Raw genomic sequence first — 19,484 nt, 5'->3', positions numbered from 1 at the left:
GGAAGGTTCTGGTTATTTGAAACGACTTTAAACAAACCAATTTTATCAGGTGACTGGACGGGCCTCTTCGCGAGCAAGCCCGCTCCCACAGTGGATGGCGTGCAGACCGTTAGAGATTGGTCGGCTGTCAGGCCGCCATCACTTAGCCAGTCGCCGCACCCGCTTTTCACCACTCACACGATGAGCGTTAGCTCGAGTACCGCTTTTGATCTTGATCCACAGGCGACGTCGGAAGGCTGAGTGGAGGGATTGATCCGGGGGTGGGAGCGCAGCGACCGTTTGGCGCAGCCAAACACAGCGAGAGGAGGTGCAGCGAAGCAAACCGGAGGCGCTGCGCCCGGATCGATCCCGCAGCGAAGGAACCCCGAGCCCCAGCGAGCGGGCCGAACGCAGGAGCAAGCCTTTTTGGTTACTTTTTCGGCGTCTGGAAAAAGTGACCCGCCGTAAGGGCGGAACCCCAAGCCGCCGTTACCGCAGCAACGGATATGCACCCAAAAGCCCCAGATATACCGAGATAGACACCCCAACAAGAAAAACGATATTTCCGAACACACCCAAATCCCCGCTAACCTGAAAAAACAACCACCTCCAAATCCCGGGGACTCCATGGAAAGATTCACCCTAAAACCACTACTAATCACCCTCGCACTAACAGCCATAGCCCCGATCGCCAACGCAGCCACCACCCTGGTCTACTGCTCCGAAGCCAGCCCGGCAGGCTTCGACCCCAGCCAATACACCAGCGGCACCGACTTCGACGCCTCAGCCGAAACCGTCTTCAACCGCCTCACCCAATTCCAGCGCGGCGGCACCGAAGTCGAACCCGGCCTGGCAATCAACTGGGACGTAAGCCCGGACGGCCTCCAGTACACCTTCCACCTACGGCAAGGCGTGAAATTCCACACCACGGAATATTTCACCCCGACCCGCGATTTCAACGCCGACGACGTCCTCTTCACCTTCCAGCGCCTGCTCGACCCGGAAAACGCCTTCCGCAAGGCCTACCCCGCCGAATCCCCCTACTTCACCGACATGGGCCTGAACACCACGATCAAATCGGTAGAAAAAATCGACGATCAGACCGTGCGCTTCAACCTGAACAACGTCGACGCCGCGTTTGTGCAAAACCTCGCCATGAGCTTCGCCTCGGTGCAATCGGCCGAATACGCCGCGCAACTGCTAAAGGAAGGCAAAGCCGCCGACCTCAACCAAAAACCGGTGGGCACCGGCCCGTTCGTATTCAAGCGCTACCAGAAAGACTCGCAGATCCGCTACGCCGCCAACCCGGCCTACTGGAAACCGGGAGACGTGAAGATCGACAACCTGATCTTCTCGATCACCCCCGACGCCGCCGTACGCCTGCAGAAACTCAAGGCCGGCGAATGCCAGGTCAGCGGCTACCCGCGCCCGGCCGACATCGAAGTGATGCAACAAGACCCGAACCTGCGCGTGCTCAAGCAGCCCGGTTTCAACCTCGGCTTCCTTGCCTACAACACCACTCACCCGCCATTGGACCAGCTCAAGGTCCGTCAGGCACTGGACATGGCCATCGACAAACCGGCAATCATCAAAGCCGTTTACCAGAGTGCCGGCCAACTGGCGCAGAACGCCTTGCCGCCGGCGCAATGGTCGTATGACCCGAACATCAAGGACGCGCCATACGACCCGGCGAAAGCCAAGGCGCTACTCAAGGAAGCCGGGGTTGCGCCGGGTACCACCATCAACCTGTGGGCGATGACGGTGCAGCGCGCCTCAAACCCGAATGCACGCATGTCGGCGCAGATGATCCAGCAGGATTGGGAGAAAATCGGCATCAAGGCCAACATCGTCAGCTACGAATGGGGCGAGTACATCAAGCGTGCGAAAAATGGCGAACACGACGCGATGATCTATGGTTGGACAGGTGACAACGGCGACCCGGACAACTGGCTCGGCGTGCTCTACAGCTGCGCCGCGGTCAAGGGCAGCAACTACGCCAAGTGGTGCGACCCGGCCTACGACAAACTGGTGCAGCAGGCCAAGGTGACCACCGACAAGGCGCAACGGGTAAAACTGTATCAACAGGCGCAACTGATCCTTAAACAGCAGGTGCCGATCACCCCGATCGCCAACTCCACGGTGTTCCAGCCGCTGCGCAAGGAAGTGACCGACTTCAAGATCAGTCCGTTTGGCCTTACGCCCTTTTACGGCGTGGGTATAAATAAGTAACACCGAGCCCCAATGCGGCGCGCACAACGTGACCGGCGCACCGTTTTGGGGCTTCGTTTGCACCGTAAAAACCACCCGCAAACGGTCAAATGCGTCAAAAGTTATACAGATGCGACATTAAGGTACGTACGTGCCACCGTTTAACGCTCGCTCACACTCTGGATCTTGCATTGGGTATGGCCCCTGCATAAGTATCCGCAGGCACGACTCACGAGGTCGTACCTCAATATTAAAAAATGACAACAAATCATGAGGCCAACATGCTTAAACACGCGGTCATTCCGTTTTTAGTCGGCGCAGGCTTGTTAGCCTCCGCACCTTTCGCATCCGCTGCGACTAACCTGGTGTTCTGCTCCGAAGGGAGCCCGGCCGGTTTTGATCCAGGCCAGTACACCACCGGAACCGACTTCGACGCCTCAGCCGAAACCATGTTCAACCGTCTGAGCCAGTTCGAGCGTGGCGGCACCGCCGTTATCCCGGGCCTGGCCACCAGCTGGGACATTTCCCCGGACGGCCTGACTTACACCTTCCACTTGCGTGAAGGCGTCAAGTTCCACACCACCCCGTATTTCAAGCCGACTCGTGAGTTCAACGCCGACGACGTGCTGTTCACCTTCAATCGCATGATTAACAAGGATGACCCGTTCCGTAAGGCGTACCCGACCGAATTCCCGTACTTCACCGACATGGGGATGGACACCAACATCACCAAGATCGATAAAGTCGACGACCACACCGTCAAGTTCACCCTGAAAGAAGTCGACGCCGCGTTCATCCAGAACATGGCCATGAGCTTCGCCTCGATCCAGTCCGCCGAGTACGCAGCCCAGCTGCTCAAGGAAGGCAAGGCTGCCGACATCAACCAGAAGCCGATCGGCACTGGCCCGTTCGTGTTCAAGAGCTACCAGAAAGACTCGAACATCCGTTACACCGGCAACAAGGATTACTGGAAGCCTGAGGACGTGAAGATCGACAACCTGATCTTCGCCATCACCACCGACCCGTCGGTACGTATCCAGAAACTGAAAAAGAACGAGTGCCAGGTCACCCTGTTCCCGCGTCCGGCGGATCTCGCGGCGCTGAAGGCCGACAAGACCCTGAAGATGCCTGACCAGGCCGGTTTCAACCTGGGCTACATCGCCTACAACGTGATGGACAAGGTCAAGGGCAGCAACGAGGCTAACCCGCTGGCTGACCTGCGCGTACGTCAGGCGCTGGACATGGCGGTGAACAAGCCGCAGATCATCGATTCGGTTTACCAGGGCGCCGGCCAGCTGGCCGTCAACGCCATGCCACCGACCCAGTGGTCCTACGACACCACCATCAAGGACGCCAAGTACGATCCTGAAAAAGCCAAGCAACTGCTCAAGGAAGCTGGCGTCAAGGAAGGTACCGAGATCGTGCTGTGGGCGATGCCGGTGCAGCGTCCGTACAACCCGAACGCCAAACTGATGGCTGAAATGCTCCAGTCTGACTGGAAGAAGATCGGCCTGAACGTGAAGATCACCAGCTACGAGTGGGGCGAGTACATCAAGCGTTCCAAAGGTGGCGAGAACCAGGCCATGATCATTGGCTGGAGCGGTGACAATGGTGATCCGGACAACTGGCTGAACGTGCTGTTCGGCTGCGACTCGCTCAGCGGCAACAACTTCTCCAAGTGGTGCGACAAGAAGTTCGACGGTCTCGTCAAGGAAGCCAAGCGCACGACCGACCAGGCCAAGCGCACCGAACTGTACAAACAGGCGCAACACGTCCTCAAAGATGCAGTCCCAATGACACCTATCGCTCACTCGACGGTGTATCAACCCATGCGCGCCAACGTGCAGGACTTCAAGATCAGCCCATTCGGCTTGAACTCCTTCTACGGCGTCAGCGTCAGCAATTAAGCCATTGCAAGGGCGACGTTCATGACGTCGCCTTTGCTTTAGCTGCCGGGAAGTCAGGAATTTGCCTACAGCCAATTCCGTTGCGGATGACTGCAGCGGCATAGGACGCGTCGACTTTTCCTACGAGTTTTCGGGCAATTACGCATTTACTGCCAGACCCACGGCCCCTACCGTCGGGTTCTGACCAGTTTCTTCGTGGGCCACCGGCTTGCTGTACGTACTGGATTGAGCTCAATGCCACCTCAGCGTCCCTGGACGGGACCGCGGTGCATTGAACAACACTACAAAAAAGAGGGAGCGTCATGCGCCATACCTTGGTTTTTTCCGCACTGCTGGGCGCCGGCCTGTTGGCCGCCACGTCCGCCAGTTACGCCGCCAGCAACAGCCTGGTGTTCTGCTCCGAAGGCAGCCCGGCGGGTTTTGATACCGCGCAATACACGACGGCCACCGATAACGATGCCGCCGAGCCGCTGTACAACCGCCTGGTCGAGTTTGAAAAAGGCGCGACCAACGTCGTACCGGGACTGGCAACCAAGTGGGATATTTCCGAGGATGGTCTCAAGTACACCTTTCACCTGCGTGAAGGTGTGAAATTTCATACAACGCCGTACTTCAAACCGACGCGCGATTTCAACGCCGACGACGTGCTGTTCACGTTTAACCGCATGCTCGATCCGCAACAGCCATTCCGTAAGGCTTATCCGACCGAATTCCCGTATTTCAACGGGATGAGCCTGAACAAGAACATTGCCAAGGTCGAAAAGACCGGGCCGCTGACCGTGGAATTCACGCTCAACAGCGTCGACGCCGCGTTCATCCAGAACATCGCCATGAGCTTCGCTGCCATCCTGTCCGCCGAATACGCCGACAAACTGCTGGCCGAAGGCAAGCCGAGCGACATCAACCAGAAGCCGGTCGGCACCGGGCCGTTCGTGTTCAAGAGCTATCAGAAAGACTCGAATATCCGTTACACCGGTAACGAGCACTACTGGGATCCGAGCCGGGTCAAGCTGAAGAACCTGATCTTCGCGATCAACACCGACGCTTCGGTACGCGTGCAGAAGCTCAAGGCCGGCGAATGCCAGATCACCCTGCATCCACGCCCTGCCGATGTCGAAGCACTGAAGGTCGACCCGAAACTGCAGCTGATTTCCAAGCCGGGTTTCAACCTCGGCTACATCGCCTACAACGTGCGCCACAAGCCCTTCGACCAGCTCGAAGTACGTCAGGCGCTGGACATGGCGGTGAATAAACAGGGGATTCTCAACGCTGTTTATCAAGGCGCCGGGCAACTGGCGGTCAACGCCATGCCACCGACCCAGTGGTCCTACGACGACAGCATCAAAGACGCCGCCTACAACCCGGAAAAAGCCCGCGAGCTGCTCAAGGCTGCCGGCGTGAAAGAAGGCACCGAGATCACCCTGTGGGCGATGCCGGTACAGCGTCCATACAACCCGAACGCCAAACTGATGGCCGAAATGCTCCAGGCAGACTGGGCGAAAATCGGTCTGAAAGTGAAGATCGTCAGCTACGAATGGGGCGAGTACATCAAGCGCACCAAGAATGGCGAGCACGATATCAGCCTGATCGGCTGGACCGGCGACAACGGGGACCCGGACAACTGGCTGGGCACCCTGTACAGCTGCGACGCCATTGGCGGCAACAACTATTCCATGTGGTGCGATCCGGCGTACGACAAGCTGATCAAAGAGGCCAAGGTCGTCACCGATCGCGACCAGCGCACCACGCTCTACAAACAGGCGCAGCAGTTGCTCAAGCAGCAAGTGCCGATCACGCCTGTCGCCCACTCGACGGTCAACCAGCCGTTAAGCGCCCGGGTTGAAGGCTTCAAGGTCAGCCCCTTCGGTCGCAATGTGTTCTCGGGCGTCAGTATCGATTAACCCAACCGATTAGCCGCAACGCTGAGGGGACCGTCTATCCCCTCACGCAAGCGCTTTGCCGAAATTCGCCGATCCGGCATTTTGCAAACGTTTGCGATGTGTGAAATGAGTTCTAAACCAATAACCGGCCCACCCAAAAAAGCCGGCATAAAAAGAAAGTAAAGGAGCTTCACCCATGAAACTGAGCAGCACCGCGATACTGGCCCTGGCCATCAGCAGCGTCACCGCTACGGCTTATGCGGAAACCCAAAGCCAGGCGTTCACCCCGGTGACCGTCAACACCAAGAGCGCCCAGGCTGAAGCGACCGGCTTCGTCGAAGGACAGTCGATTACCGGTACGACGCGTAACTGGTACGCCAATGAGCAATTGAAACGTGGTGCCAAGTTCAAGTACCAAAAAAACGGTACAACCGAACTTACTGATCGCCGGATCAACTGGGTACAAGGCACGATTCTCAAGTACAACTCGGGGTTCACCGAAGGTACTGTCGGCATCAGCACTGAAGTGGCGGTCTATAACGCTGTAGCTCTTGAGCGTGACCGCAAAAACCTCGCTGCAAACGTCGGTGGGGCGCCGATTCCTAACGTCGCCTCCGGTAACAACCGGACCCTGACCCGAGATGGTGGCGATGCGGAGGGACAGTGGAGCAAACTGGGTCTGGCCAACATCAAGGCGCGGGTTTCAAATACCACTCTGACCGCCGGCCGCCAAAACTTCAGCAGCCCGATGGTCGATGTGATCGGCAACCGCGCTCTTCCTTCGAGCTTCCAAGGTGTCAGCCTGCACAGCGAAGAGTTGGAAAACCTGACCTTCGACATCGCTACGTTCGACAAGAACTCGCCACGTATGGAAGAAAGCCAGCGCAAGTTCCGCTCCGAATATGCTGACACGCTCATTGAAATTGATCACGTCAACACCGCTGGTATTTCCTACCAGCCGTTTGCCAGTCTGAAAACCAGCCTGTGGGCAACTCAGGCTGAAGATATGTGGAAACAGTATTACTTCGGCGCCACCCACGAGCTGGGCGATAGCCAGATCCTCAGCCTGACCACCGGTCTGAACTACTACAAGACCGTCGATGAAGGCAAAAAGAAGCTGGGCGAAATCGACAACGATACCTACTCGCTGTCGCTGGGTCTGACTCACCAGGCCCATAGCCTGACCTTCTCGTACCAGGAAATTAACGGTAACGAGTACTTCGACTATCTGCACGAAACCAACGGTATTTACCTGGCCAACTCCCTGCTCTCGGACTTCAACGGCCCGAACGAGAAATCCTTCCAGGTCGCTTACGGTCTGAACATGGCTGAATATGGCGTGCCAGGCCTGAAGTTCAACATCTACAGCGCTCGTGGTTGGGGCATCGACGGCACTCACTACAAAGGCGGCGCTTACGACAGCGTGCTGGCGATGGATGGCGAACACCACTACGAATACGGGATCGGTGCTGCATACGCCGTGCAAAGCGGGCCGCTCAAGGCTACCGCAATACGCGCAACCTACACCGCACACCGTGCCAGTGAAAACCAGCTGGATGGCAGCATCAACGAGTTCCGTCTCGTGACCACCATCCCGTTCAACATCCTGTAAAAAACGCCAACCGACGGCTGACTCATGACGAGTCGGCCGTTCGGTTTTTTGTCTTCAACCGATTGCAGAGGGTTATCGATGAAAATGCTTCCCCTACGTGCGGCCGTCGCTGCCGCGTTGTTGAGCGCCGCCATCGGCGTCTCGGCCAAACCCTTGGTGGTCTGCACCGAAGCCAGTCCGGAAGGCTTCGATATGGTCCAGTACACAACTGCAGTCACTGCCGATGCGGTGGCCGAAACGATCTTCAACCGCCTGGCCGACTTCAAGCCCGGCACCACCGAAGTGATTCCGGCACTGGCCGAATCCTGGGACATCAGTGAAGACGGCCTGACCTATACGTTCCACCTGCGCAAAGGCGTCAAGTTTCACACCACCGAATACTTCAAGCCGACCCGCGACATGAACGCCGACGATGTGGTCTGGAGCTTCCAGCGTCAGCTGGACCCGAATCACCCATGGCACAAACTGTCGAGCGTGGGCTTCCCGTACTTTGAAAGCATGGGCTTCAAGGAACTGCTCAAAAGCGTAGAGAAAGTCGACGACAACACGGTCAAGTTCACCCTGACCCGCCGCGAAGCGCCGTTCCTGGCCGACATCGCCATGGCGTTCTCCTCGATCTACCCGGCCGAATACGCCGACCAGTTGCTCAAGTCCGGCAAGACCGGCGACCTCAACAACAAGCCAGTCGGCACCGGCCCGTTCATCTTCCAGCGTTATGCCAAGGATGCGCAGGTGCGCTTCAAGGCCAACCCGGACTACTTCCGCGGCAAGGCCCCGGCCGACGCGCTGATCCTGGCGATCGCCACCGACAACAACGTGCGCCTGCAGAAGCTCAAGGCCAACGAGTGCCAGATCGCGCTGTATCCGAAACCGGATGACATCCCGAGCATCAAGAAAGACAGCAACCTGAAAGTCGACGAGATGGACGCGATGACCGTCTCGTACATCGCCATGAACACCCAGCACAAGTACATCAGCGACGTGCGTGTGCGTAAGGCCATCGACATCGCGTTCGACAAGGAAGCCTACGTCAACGCGCTGTTCGGCAAAGGCAACGCCTCGGTGGCGGTCAACCCGTACCCGCCGACGCTGCTGGGCTACAACCACGACCTGAAGAACCCGCCACGCGATCTGGACAAGGCCCGTGCCTTGCTCAAGGAAGCCGGGGTTCCGGAAGGCACCGTGTTTACCCTGTTTACCCGTAACGGTGGCGGCCCGACCAACCCGAACCCGATGCTCGGCGCGCAGATGATGCAGGCTGACCTGGCGAAAGTCGGAATCAAGATCGACATCCGCGTGATGGAATGGGGCGAAATGCTCAAGCGCGCCAAGGCCGGCGAGCACGACATGGTGTCGGCCGGATGGGCGGGCGACAACGGCGACCCGGATAACTTCCTGACGCCTATGCTCAGTTGCGAAGCAGCCAAGAACGGCGAAAACTACGCGCGCTGGTGCAACGAGAAATTCCAGGCACTGCTCGACGAAGCACGGGCTAAAGTAGATCCGGCCGAACGCGCCAAACTCTACGAACAGGCCCAGGTGCTGTTTAATCAGGACCAACCGTGGATCAGCATGGCCCACACCCGGATGTTTACCGCAATGCGCAACAACGTAGAGGGTTATCACATCAGCCCTCTCACAACCAATAACTTCGCCACTACCCAGGTGAAGTAGATAAGAAACTCCCGGCCTCCCTGACCCCAGGGGCGCCGGGCACGCCTAACCGGCTGATGAGGTACCACACAAGATGTTTAGTTTTATTGCCCGCCGACTGGGGTTGTTGATCCCCACGTTTTTCGGCATCACCTTGCTGACTTTCGCGTTGATTCGCATGATTCCGGGCGACCCCGTGGAAGTGATGATGGGCGAACGTCGGGTCGACCCCGAAATGCACGCTCAGGCAATGGAACGCCTAGGTCTGAACAAACCGCTGTATGCCCAGTACCTGGACTACATCGGCAAACTGGCCCACGGCGATCTCGGCGAATCCCTGCGTACGCGTGAGAGCGTATGGACCGAGTTCACCTCCCTCTTCCCGGCGACCCTGGAACTGTCCATGGCCGCCCTGCTGTTTGCCGGCATCCTCGGTCTTCTGGCCGGGGTGATTGCGGCGCTCAAGCGAGGATCCCTGTTCGACCATGGGGTGATGGGCATCTCCCTGGCGGGGTATTCGATGCCGATCTTCTGGTGGGGCCTGATCCTGATCATGTTCTTCTCGGTGAGTCTGGGCTGGACCCCGGTTTCCGGGCGGATTGACCTGCTTTACGACATCGAGCCGCGCACCGGTTTCATGCTGATCGACACGCTGCTGGCCGATGACATGGGCGCATTCCTCGACGCCCTGCATCACCTGATCCTGCCGGCCATCGTGCTTGGCACCATTCCGCTGGCGGTGATCGCGCGGATGACCCGTTCGTCGATGCTCGAAGTGCTGCGTGAAGACTACATCCGTACCGCCAAGGCCAAAGGCCTGTCGCCCTCGCGCGTGGTGTTCGTGCACGGCCTGCGCAACGCGCTGATTCCGGTGCTGACCGTGGTCGGCCTGCAAGTCGGCACCCTGCTGGCCGGTGCAGTCCTGACCGAAACCATTTTCTCCTGGCCCGGCATCGGTAAATGGCTGATCGAAGCCATCGGCGCCCGGGACTACCCGGTTGTGCAAAACGGCATCCTGTTAATCGCCTGCCTGGTGATTCTGGTCAACTTCGTAGTGGACATCCTCTACGGCTTTGCCAACCCACGCATCCGTCATCAGCGCTGAGGTCCATACCATGAGCACTCCAACATCCTCAGTAGCCACTTCCGCCCCAAGCGCGGATCAAAGCCTGCTGTACCCGTCACCGTACAAAGAATTCTGGCAAGCCTTCTCCAAGAACAAGGGCGCGGTTGCCGGCCTGCTGTTCATGCTGCTGATCATCTTCTGCGCGATCTTCGCGCCGTGGGTCGCGCCGCATAACCCAAGCGAGCAATACCGTGACTTCCTGCTGACGCCACCGGCGTGGCTCGAAGGCGGGCAGATGCAATTCCTGCTCGGCACCGATGAACTGGGTCGCGACCTGCTGTCACGGCTGATTCAGGGTTCGCGCCTGTCGCTGCTGATCGGTCTGTCGTCGGTGGTGATGTCGCTGATCCCGGGGATCCTGCTGGGTCTGTTCGCCGGTTTCTTCCCGAAAATGATCGGCCCGACCATCATGCGTCTGATGGACATCATGCTGGCCCTGCCGTCCCTGCTGCTGGCTGTGGCGATCGTCGCCATCCTCGGCCCTGGCCTGATCAACACCGTGATCGCCATTGCTGTGGTATCGCTGCCGTCCTACGTGCGTCTGACCCGCGCCGCCGTGATGGGCGAACTGAACCGCGACTACGTGACCGCCGCGCGCCTGGCCGGTGCCGGTCTGCCACGTCTGATGTTCATCACCGTGCTGCCGAACTGCATGGCGCCGCTGATCGTGCAGGCCACCCTGAGCTTCTCCTCGGCGATTCTCGATGCTGCGGCACTGGGCTTCCTCGGCCTTGGCGTACAACCGCCAACCCCTGAATGGGGCACCATGCTGGCCTCGGCCCGCGATTACATCGAACGCGCCTGGTGGGTCGTGAGTCTGCCTGGTTTGACCATTTTGCTCAGCGTGCTGGCAATCAACTTGATGGGCGACGGTCTGCGCGATGCGCTGGACCCGAAACTCAAGAACGCCGCCTGAGGAGATTCCCATGTCACTGCTAGAAATCAAGAATCTCAACGTTCGCTTCGGCGACAAAACCGCGACACCCGTTGTCGATGGCCTCGACCTGAAAGTCGACAAAGGCGAAGTCCTGGCAATCGTTGGCGAATCGGGTTCGGGTAAATCCGTGACCATGATGGCGCTGATGGGCCTGATCGAGCATCCCGGCATCGTCACCGCCGACTCGCTCAGCTTTGACGGCAAAGACATGCTCAAGCTGAGCAATCGTCAACGTCGGCAAATCGTCGGCAAAGACCTGTCGATGGTGTTCCAGGACCCGATGACCGCGCTCAATCCGAGCTACACCGTCGGTTTCCAGATCGAAGAAGTGCTGCGCCTGCACCTGAAAATGTCCGGCAAGCAAGCGCGCAAACGCGCCATCGAACTGCTGGAAAAAGTGGAGATCCCGGGCGCCGCCAGCCGTATGGACGCCTACCCGCACCAACTGTCTGGCGGTATGAGCCAGCGTGTCGCGATTGCCATGGCGATTGCCGGCGAGCCGAAACTGCTGATCGCCGACGAACCGACCACGGCGCTGGACGTTACGATTCAGGCACAGATCATGGATCTGCTGCTGGCGTTGCAGAAAGAACAGAACATGGGCCTGGTGCTGATCACTCACGACCTCGCGGTCGTGGCCGAAACCGCTCAGCGCGTCTGTGTGATGTACGCCGGCCAGGCTGTTGAAGTCGGTCAAGTGCCGCAACTGTTCGACATCCCGGCGCACCCTTACAGCGAAGCGTTGCTCAAGGCGATTCCGGAACACAGCCAGGGCGCCGAGCGTCTGGCGACACTGCCGGGCATCGTCCCGGGCCGTTATGACCGTCCGCAGGGCTGCCTGCTGTCGCCGCGCTGCCCGTACGTGCAGGACACCTGCCGCGCGCAGCGTCCGGCCCTTGATCCGAAAAGCAACAGCCTCGCGCGCTGCTTCTTCCCGCTGAACCAGGAGGTGGCGTAATGGCCGTCGTACTTACCGCCCGCGACCTGACCCGTCACTACGAAGTGTCCCGTGGCCTGTTCAAGGGGCACGCCACCGTACGCGCGCTCAACGGCGTGTCGTTCGAACTGGAAGCCGGCAAGACCCTCGCCGTGGTCGGCGAATCGGGCTGCGGCAAATCCACCCTCGCCCGTGCCCTGACCCTGATTGAAGAGCCGTCGTCCGGTTCGTTGAAAATCGCCGGCCAGGAAGTCGCCGGTGCCGACAAGGCTCAGCGCAAGCAACTGCGCAAAGACGTGCAGATGGTGTTCCAGAGCCCGTACGCGTCATTGAATCCTCGGCAGAAAGTCGGTGACCAACTCGGCGAGCCGCTGCTGATCAACACCAACCTGTCCGCCGCTGAACGCCGCGAAAAAGTCCAGGCGATGATGAAGCAGGTCGGCTTGCGTCCCGAGCACTACCAGCGCTATCCGCACATGTTCTCCGGCGGTCAGCGCCAGCGGATCGCTCTCGCCCGGGCGATGATGCTGCAACCGAAAGTGCTGGTGGCGGATGAGCCTACCTCGGCACTGGACGTGTCGATTCAGGCCCAGGTGCTGAACCTGTTCATGGATCTGCAGCAAGAGTTCAACACGGCGTACGTGTTCATTTCGCACAACCTGGCGGTGGTGCAACATGTGGCCGATGACGTGATGGTGATGTACCTCGGTCGCCCGGTGGAAATGGGCCCGAAAGACGCTATCTACGAACGTCCCCTGCACCCATACACCCAGGCGTTGCTGTCGGCGACCCCGACCATTCACCCGGACCCGAACAAGCCGAAAATCAAGATCGTCGGCGAATTGCCCAACCCGCTGAACCCGCCACCGGGCTGCGCGTTCCACAAGCGCTGCCCGTACGCGACCGAGCGTTGCAGCACTGAAGAGCCGTTGTTGCGTGAATTGGATAATCGCCAGGTGGCCTGCCACTACGCCGAGCAATTCCTCGACGGCGCCGCCTGATTAACGGCGGACGAAAGTGTGGGAGCGGGCTTGCTCGCGAATGCGGTGTGACAGTCACTGATAATGGTGACTGACACACCGCTTTCGGGAGCAAGCCACCTCCCACAGGGAACTTGAGTTGTCGCTAAAGCGTTAACCAAACCCCTTCTCCCCCGATTGCGCATCAGTCGGGGAAGAAGGGGTTTTCTTTTATTTGCGATTTACGTCTGGCTGTCGCCTTCGTCGTCCGGATCATCAGAGTCCGGTTCATCAGTAGTCGAGTCATCGTCATCGGCGCTGCCACCCTGCCCCTGATCACCTGGCTCTGATTCGGACTTGGCGAGCATCAGGCCGCTGTGTCCAACCTGGCCGTTAAAGGCCTGGGAATCGTGATCCTCGCACTCCGCCCAGGCCGTCGCGGTGCCGAGGGACAGCATGACCATCACTTTCAATAGCAATAAAAACCGTAGCAACCTGCTTTTCATAGCTGACTCCATCCACTTTCAGGTGAGACATGGGTGCCTGACTGGCGCTGTGTGAAATCTAGTTCCGATCCGTCGGGTTCACCAGATAGGACGCTAACGAGCAGACAGAAATGCCCTCCACAGACAGACAGGTTTCGAATAACACCTATCGCGTAATCAGCTAAGCGGGCGGGTCGCTTGCCACGTCAAGGGAATCGACATCAACACCAGTACGGCGCTACCCAGCCAGACGCTATGGCCACCGAAATTGCCGTACAACTGACCGCTGAGCACCGGCGACAACAGCGCACTGGCGCTCCAGCTCATAAAGAACAGACCAAAGTACTGGCCGCTTTTGCCGCGCTGGGCAAATTGCATCGCCAGCACATTCAGCGGCGGCATGAACAACGCCTCGCCCAAGGTCCAGATCACCGTCGACAGGCAGACGAACGCCGGCCCGGATCCGAACGGCAACATGCCCAATCCGCCGGCCAGCAACAAACTCCCCGCGAGCATTTGCCGCCGCGTGCCCCAACGCTCGCCGCAGTGTGACAAGGGAATCTGCAAGGCGATCACCAGCAACGCATTGAGCCCGAACTGCCAGCCGATCGCCTCGGTACTCAAGTGGTAGTAATCACGCAGATAATTGCCCAGCGTGCTGTAGACCGTGTCGAATGCAATGCCAAGCACGGCCGTCGCCGCGAGCAACCACAGGAACGCTTTATCGTAAAACGGCGCAACGGATCCACCGGCGCCGTTTGTAGAGGGGGCGTCATTGATCAGTACCGGCCGACGCCACGTAGTGCGAACAAACCACAGCAAGGCCAGCAGCGTCATCGCCGCGCTGCCGAAAAACACCCAACGGAAATCCGTCTGCGCCAACACCCCGCCCGCCACACCCGCGGCGGCCATGCCAAGGTTACGCGCCACCCGGCTCAAGGCCTGCGCGCGCGAGCGTTGAGCGACTTCGCAGTACTCCATGATCAGGCGCTGGTGCAGGGTGCGAATGGCCCCATCGATCGTCCCGCTGAGCAACAGCAATGCCGCAAGCAACGGCACTTGCGAGACCAGCCCCAGCAAGATCAATACCCACACCGAAACAAAGAACAACGTCGCCGTCAGCCGCGCCGTGCGCACATGATCACTGAGCAGCCCACCGAGCATCGAACCGACCAACAACCCGGCACCATAGGCCGACAGCAACCAGCCGACGGTTTCAATCGCCAGCCCCAGCTCCTGGCGCAGATACAGCGCCATGAACAACTTGACCATGCTGCTCAGACGATTGATGAACAGCAACGCCGCAAGCACCCAGGCCATCAGACTGAAATAGCCATTGGGGCGCAGCAGATGGATGAGGTTGCGCGTCATTCCATTGACCTCTCAAAGCGACCGGCATGACCTTGAACACTAACGTCCAGCGCGCCGGTTGTCGCGCTCAAGAACCTCGAGATCTCAAAATACGGATTCGTCCTACAGTCCCTGCAAGGAGCTTCCTTCAGTCGCTCAATTGGATTAGAAAAAATGGTCTGCTGTCAGATCGTCATCGCCAGCGGGCTGGCTCCTACAGTGGGATTGGTTGTGCTCAGTTAGAGATTGGCCGGCTGTGAAACCGCTTTCGCGAGCAAGCCCGCTCCCACAATTGGATTGGGTGCAATCAGTTAGAGATTGGTCGGCTGTCAGGCCGCCATCGCCAGCAGGCTGGCTCCTACAGTGGGATTGGTTGTGCTCAGTTGGAGATTGGCCGGCTGTCAGGCCGCCTTCGCTGGCAAGCCAGCTCCCACAGTTTTGATTTGTGTATGCCCCATGCGGCGCAGCCGCCCCACTCAAAACAATGAGCGCAAGCTCGAGTACCGCTCTTGATCTTGATCCACGGGCGACATCGGAAGGCTGAGTGGAGGGATTGATCCGGGGGTGGGAGCGCAGCGACCGTTTGGCGCAGCCAAACACAGCGAGAGGAGGTGCAGCGAAGCAAACCGTAGGCGCTGCGCCCGGATCAATCCCGCAGCGAAGGGACCCCGAGCCCCAGCGAGCGGGCCGAACGCAGGAGCAAGCCTTTTTGGTTACTTTTGAGGCGTTTGTCAAAAGTGACCCGCCGTAAGGGCGGAACCCTAATCCGCCATCACCTAAAAAACGGATATGTACACAAAAAAACCAAGAACCTGGTCGGCCCAAAGGCCGCCAAGACAAAGCCCAAAAAAAGCCCCCAAGGCCTACACCTCAGGGGCTCCAGACAACCCAGCTCAGCGCTTAATGATGCTCACGCGTCGCCCGGAATTTCACATCCGGCCACCGCTCTTCCATCAACGCCAGGTTAACCCGCGTCGGCGCCAGGTAGGTCAGGTGCCCACCACCATCCAGTGCGAGGTTCTCCACCGCCTTGTTGGAAAATTCCTCAAGCTTCTTCTTGTCGCTGCACTCGATCCAGCGCGCGGAGTAAACAGTGATCGGCTCATACGAGCACTCAACCTTGTATTCCTCCTTCAAACGACTGGCGACCACATCAAACTGCAGCACACCGACGGCGCCAAGAATGATGTCGTTGCTGCGCTCCGGGAAGAACACCTGGGTCGCGCCTTCTTCGGCCAGCTGTTGCAGGCCCTGACGCAGTTGCTTGGATTTCAGCGGATCGCGCAGGCGCACGCGGCGGAACAGTTCCGGGGCGAAGTGCGGGATACCGGTGAAACCGAGGACTTCACCTTCGCTGAAGGTGTCGCCGATCTGGATCGTGCCGTGGTTATGCAGACCGATGATGTCGCCGGCGTACGCCTCTTCCAGCTGTTCACGCTCGGAGGAGAAGAACGTCAGGGCGTCGCCGATGCGCACGTCCTTGCCGGTACGCACGTGGCGCATCTTCATGCCTTTCTCGTACTTGCCGGAGCAGATACGCATGAAGGCGATACGGTCGCGGTGCTTCGGGTCCATGTTCGCCTGGATCTTGAAGATGAAGCCCGAGAACTTCTCTTCCACCGGCTCCACGGTACGCTCGTTGGCGACGCGGGCCAGCGGACGCGGTGCCCAGTCAACGACGGCGTCGAGCACGTGGTCGACACCGAAGTTGCCCAGTGCGGTACCGAAGAACACCGGGGTCAGTTGACCGTCGAGGAACTCCTGCTGGTTGAACTCGTGGCAGGCGCCCTGCACCAGTTCCAGTTGTTCGAGAAAGCGCTCGTACTCATCGCCCAGGTGCGCGCGCGCCTCGTCGGAGTCGAGTTTCTCGATGATCTTGGTTTCGGTGCGTTCGTGACCGTGACCGGCGGTGTAGACAATGATGTAGTCATCGGCCAGGTGGTACACGCCCTTGAAGTCGCGGTAGCAACCGATCGGCCAGGTGATCGGCGCTGCCTTGATCTTCAGGACGGCTTCGATTTCGTCGAGCAGTTCGATCGGGTCGCGGATGTCACGGTCGAGTTTGTTGATGAAGCTGACGATCGGCGTGTCACGCAGACGGCAGACGTCCATCAGGGCGATGGTCCGTGGCTCGACGCCTTTACCGCCGTCGAGCACCATCAGCGCCGAGTCGACCGCCGTCAGGGTGCGGTAGGTGTCTTCGGAGAAGTCTTCGTGGCCCGGGGTGTCGAGCAGGTTGATCATGTGTTCGCGATACGGGAACTGCATGACCGACGTGGTAATGGAAATACCCCGCTGCTTCTCCATCTCCATCCAGTCGGATGTCGCATGGCGGTCGGATTTACGGGATTTCACCGTACCGGCCACTGCAATCGCCTTGCCCATCAACAGGAGCTTCTCGGTGATCGTGGTTTTACCGGCATCGGGGTGGGAAATAATGGCGAAAGTGCGGCGTTTCGCGACTTCGGCGGCCTGGTTGGTCATGGGAAATCGCCTGGCGGTGATTCAAAAAAGGGCCGCGATTATAGCCCAACTCGATGCAATAACCGAACCGTTGAGCACATTAAGGGTGGCCAAATGCTGCCCCGGATGGGAACCTTTTAAAGCACGGAGACGTCCATCCCCTGTTACGACATTTCGTCAGGGGCTGAAAAATCAGCAAGTTAGCCTGACGAGGCTGCGCTCATGGCTCGCTTTCAGACCGCTTGTTGCCGGTGCTGAAGGAGCTGCTTCTCGCGAACGTTTATTCCCGGCAGCCAAGGCTTGGCATGCCACACGGGAGAGCGTTCGCCGACTATAAAAAAGGAGTCCGCCTGTGGCTATCCGCTATGGCAAAGGGCTGATGGGAGGTGCGGTGGTTATCGCGCTCCTGGCCCTGCTGATCCACTGGATCGGCATCAACACGATCGAACACTACCGCGACGATTTGTTGTTTTACCTGCAAGCTCATCTGATTCTCGTCCTCGCTTCAATGCTGGCCGCCCTTGTCGTGGGCATCCCCGCCGGTATCTTTCTCAGTCGCCCGACCATGGTCGGCCGCGCTGAACGCTTCATGCAGATCTTCAATATCGGCAACACCGTGCCACCGCTGGCCGTACTGGCGATTGCCCTGGGGATTCTCGGCATCGGCAGTGGTCCGGCGATCTTCGCTTTGTTCCTCGCTTCTCTGTTGCCGATCGTGCGCAACACCTACGAAGGCCTGAAAAACGTTCAGGGCTCGCTTAAGGAAGCCGCCGTCGGCATCGGCATGACCCCGCGCCAGGTGCTGTGGAAAGTTGAATTGCCCAACGCCGTGCCGATCATCATCGGTGGCGTGCGCGTGGCACTGGCGATCAACGTCGGCACCGCGCCGCTGGCATTCCTGATCGGCGCCAACAGCCTCGGCAGCCTGATCTTCCCTGGCATCGCCCTGAACAATCAGCCGCAACTGCTGCTCGGCGCCGCGTGCACAGCGCTGCTGGCCCTGCTGCTCGATGGCGTGGTCACCCTCGCCAGCCGTCTCTGGCTGGAACGCGGTTTGCGCCCGTCTTAAGGCTCTTGCGAAGGAATACTTATGAAACGATTTAGCTTGATCTTAGGCTGCATCATGCTGTTCGCAGGATTTGCCCAGGCGGCGGAAAAACCGCTCATTCGCCTCGGCGCCCGGGTGTTCACCGAGCAGACCCTGCTCGCGGAAATCACCGCGCAATACCTGCGCAGCAAAGGCTACGACGCGCAGATCACCGGCGGTCTGGGCAGCAACCTCGCCCGCAGCGCCCACGAAAGCGGACAACTGGACATGCTCTGGGAATACACCGGCGTGTCGCTGGTGGCCTACAACCATGTCACCGAAAAACTCGACAGCGAACAGTCCTACGCCCGGGTCAAAGAACTCGACGCGAAAAAAGGCCTGGTCTGGCTGACCCCGTCGAAATTCAGCAACACCTACGCCCTCGCCCTGCCGAAAAAAGTCGCCGAGGAGTACCCGCAGATCAACACCATCAGCGACCTGAACAAGGTGCTGCGCGATGAAGCCAAGACCAATCACCTGGTGGCGCTGGACACCGAGTTCGCCAACCGCTCCGACGGTCTGGACGGCATGGTCAAGCTCTACGACATGAACCTGACCCGCAAGAACATCCGGCAGATGGACGCCGGGCTGGTCTACACCGCGCTGCGCAACGGCCAGGTGTTTGCCGGTCTGGTCTACACCACCGACGGCCGCCTCAACGCCTTCGGCTTGAAGCTGCTGGAAGACGACAAGCACTACTTCCCCGACTACACCGCCGCGCCAGTGGTGCGTCAGGCGTATCTGGACAAGCACCCGCAACTGGCCGAGCAACTCAAGCCGCTGGCGCAACTGTTCGACGACGAAACCATGCGCCAACTCAACGCGCGGGTCGATGTCGATCACGAAAGCCCATCGAAAGTGGCCGCGGATTTCCTGCGCCAGCACCCACTCAACTAAGGAG

The 19,484-nt window shown here is 59.2% G+C and carries 14 protein-coding genes; 11 read left to right on the top strand and 3 right to left on the bottom strand.

Annotation, left to right across the window (positions count from 1 at the left end; translation table 11 throughout):
- The first annotated feature begins 606 nt into the window (after positions 1 to 606).
- From ACOYXG_RS03710 to ACOYXG_RS03670, 9 genes are all read left to right on the top strand, one after another.
- On the top strand, positions 607 to 2,208 hold the full coding sequence (locus ACOYXG_RS03710; RefSeq protein ID WP_460355969.1) for an ABC transporter substrate-binding protein: 1,602 nt from the start codon (positions 607 to 609) through the stop codon (positions 2,206 to 2,208).
- A gap of 260 nt (positions 2,209 to 2,468) precedes the next feature.
- On the top strand, positions 2,469 to 4,094 hold the full coding sequence (locus tag ACOYXG_RS03705; RefSeq protein ID WP_027610816.1) for an ABC transporter substrate-binding protein: 1,626 nt from the start codon (positions 2,469 to 2,471) through the stop codon (positions 4,092 to 4,094).
- 302 nt (positions 4,095 to 4,396) lie between these two features.
- Positions 4,397 to 5,995 (top strand): ABC transporter substrate-binding protein, encoded by a 1,599-nt coding sequence (locus ACOYXG_RS03700; RefSeq protein WP_027610815.1) that lies wholly within the window; start codon positions 4,397 to 4,399, stop codon positions 5,993 to 5,995.
- A 175-nt stretch (positions 5,996 to 6,170) separates the two neighbouring features.
- Positions 6,171 to 7,586, top strand: a complete 1,416-nt coding sequence (locus ACOYXG_RS03695; RefSeq protein WP_027610814.1) for an OprD family porin — start codon at positions 6,171 to 6,173, stop codon at positions 7,584 to 7,586.
- A 78-nt stretch (positions 7,587 to 7,664) separates the two neighbouring features.
- Entirely contained in the window at positions 7,665 to 9,260 is a 1,596-nt protein-coding gene (locus ACOYXG_RS03690) for an ABC transporter substrate-binding protein (protein WP_123587279.1), read from the top strand.
- A 73-nt stretch (positions 9,261 to 9,333) separates the two neighbouring features.
- Entirely contained in the window at positions 9,334 to 10,344 is a 1,011-nt protein-coding gene (locus ACOYXG_RS03685; protein ID WP_007953665.1) for an ABC transporter permease subunit, read from the top strand.
- A gap of 10 nt (positions 10,345 to 10,354) precedes the next feature.
- Positions 10,355 to 11,281: an ABC transporter permease subunit gene (locus ACOYXG_RS03680; RefSeq protein ID WP_027610812.1), complete on the top strand. Its 927-nt coding sequence runs from the start codon at positions 10,355 to 10,357 to the stop codon at positions 11,279 to 11,281.
- 10 nt (positions 11,282 to 11,291) lie between these two features.
- Positions 11,292 to 12,260 (top strand): ABC transporter ATP-binding protein, encoded by a 969-nt coding sequence (locus tag ACOYXG_RS03675; protein ID WP_134785427.1) that lies wholly within the window; start codon positions 11,292 to 11,294, stop codon positions 12,258 to 12,260.
- Positions 12,260 to 13,240 (top strand): peptide ABC transporter ATP-binding protein, encoded by a 981-nt coding sequence (locus ACOYXG_RS03670; RefSeq protein WP_027610810.1) that lies wholly within the window; start codon positions 12,260 to 12,262, stop codon positions 13,238 to 13,240. Before ACOYXG_RS03675 ends, ACOYXG_RS03670 begins: the two co-directional genes overlap by 1 nt.
- 200 nt (positions 13,241 to 13,440) lie before the next feature.
- Here the strand turns inward: ACOYXG_RS03670 and ACOYXG_RS03665 are convergent, their stop codons facing one another.
- From ACOYXG_RS03665 to ACOYXG_RS03655, 3 genes are all read right to left on the bottom strand, one after another.
- Positions 13,441 to 13,704 carry a hypothetical protein gene (locus ACOYXG_RS03665; protein WP_027610809.1) on the bottom strand — a complete coding sequence of 88 codons (264 nt, stop codon included), beginning with the start codon at positions 13,702 to 13,704 and terminating at the stop codon, positions 13,441 to 13,443.
- 156 nt (positions 13,705 to 13,860) lie between these two features.
- Positions 13,861 to 15,054 (bottom strand): MFS transporter, encoded by a 1,194-nt coding sequence (locus ACOYXG_RS03660; protein ID WP_460355961.1) that lies wholly within the window; start codon positions 15,052 to 15,054, stop codon positions 13,861 to 13,863.
- A gap of 879 nt (positions 15,055 to 15,933) precedes the next feature.
- A complete protein-coding gene (locus ACOYXG_RS03655; protein ID WP_007965665.1) occupies positions 15,934 to 17,517 on the bottom strand; it encodes a peptide chain release factor 3 in 1,584 nt (527 codons plus the stop codon).
- Positions 17,518 to 17,875: 358 nt separating this feature from the next.
- On the opposite strand from ACOYXG_RS03655, the gene ACOYXG_RS03650 reads away from it, so the two are divergent.
- Together ACOYXG_RS03650 and ACOYXG_RS03645 are read left to right on the top strand one after the other, a co-directional pair.
- Positions 17,876 to 18,565: an ABC transporter permease gene (locus ACOYXG_RS03650; RefSeq protein WP_177409065.1), complete on the top strand. Its 690-nt coding sequence runs from the start codon at positions 17,876 to 17,878 to the stop codon at positions 18,563 to 18,565.
- 21 nt (positions 18,566 to 18,586) lie between these two features.
- Positions 18,587 to 19,480 (top strand): glycine betaine ABC transporter substrate-binding protein, encoded by an 894-nt coding sequence (locus ACOYXG_RS03645; RefSeq protein WP_027610805.1) that lies wholly within the window; start codon positions 18,587 to 18,589, stop codon positions 19,478 to 19,480.
- The last annotated feature ends 4 nt before the right edge of the window (positions 19,481 to 19,484 follow it).

This window comes from Pseudomonas sp. G3-39 (genome assembly GCF_054790485.1).
The sequence above is the reverse complement of the archived record's forward strand: the minus strand, read 5'-3'. Positions and strand labels throughout refer to the sequence as shown.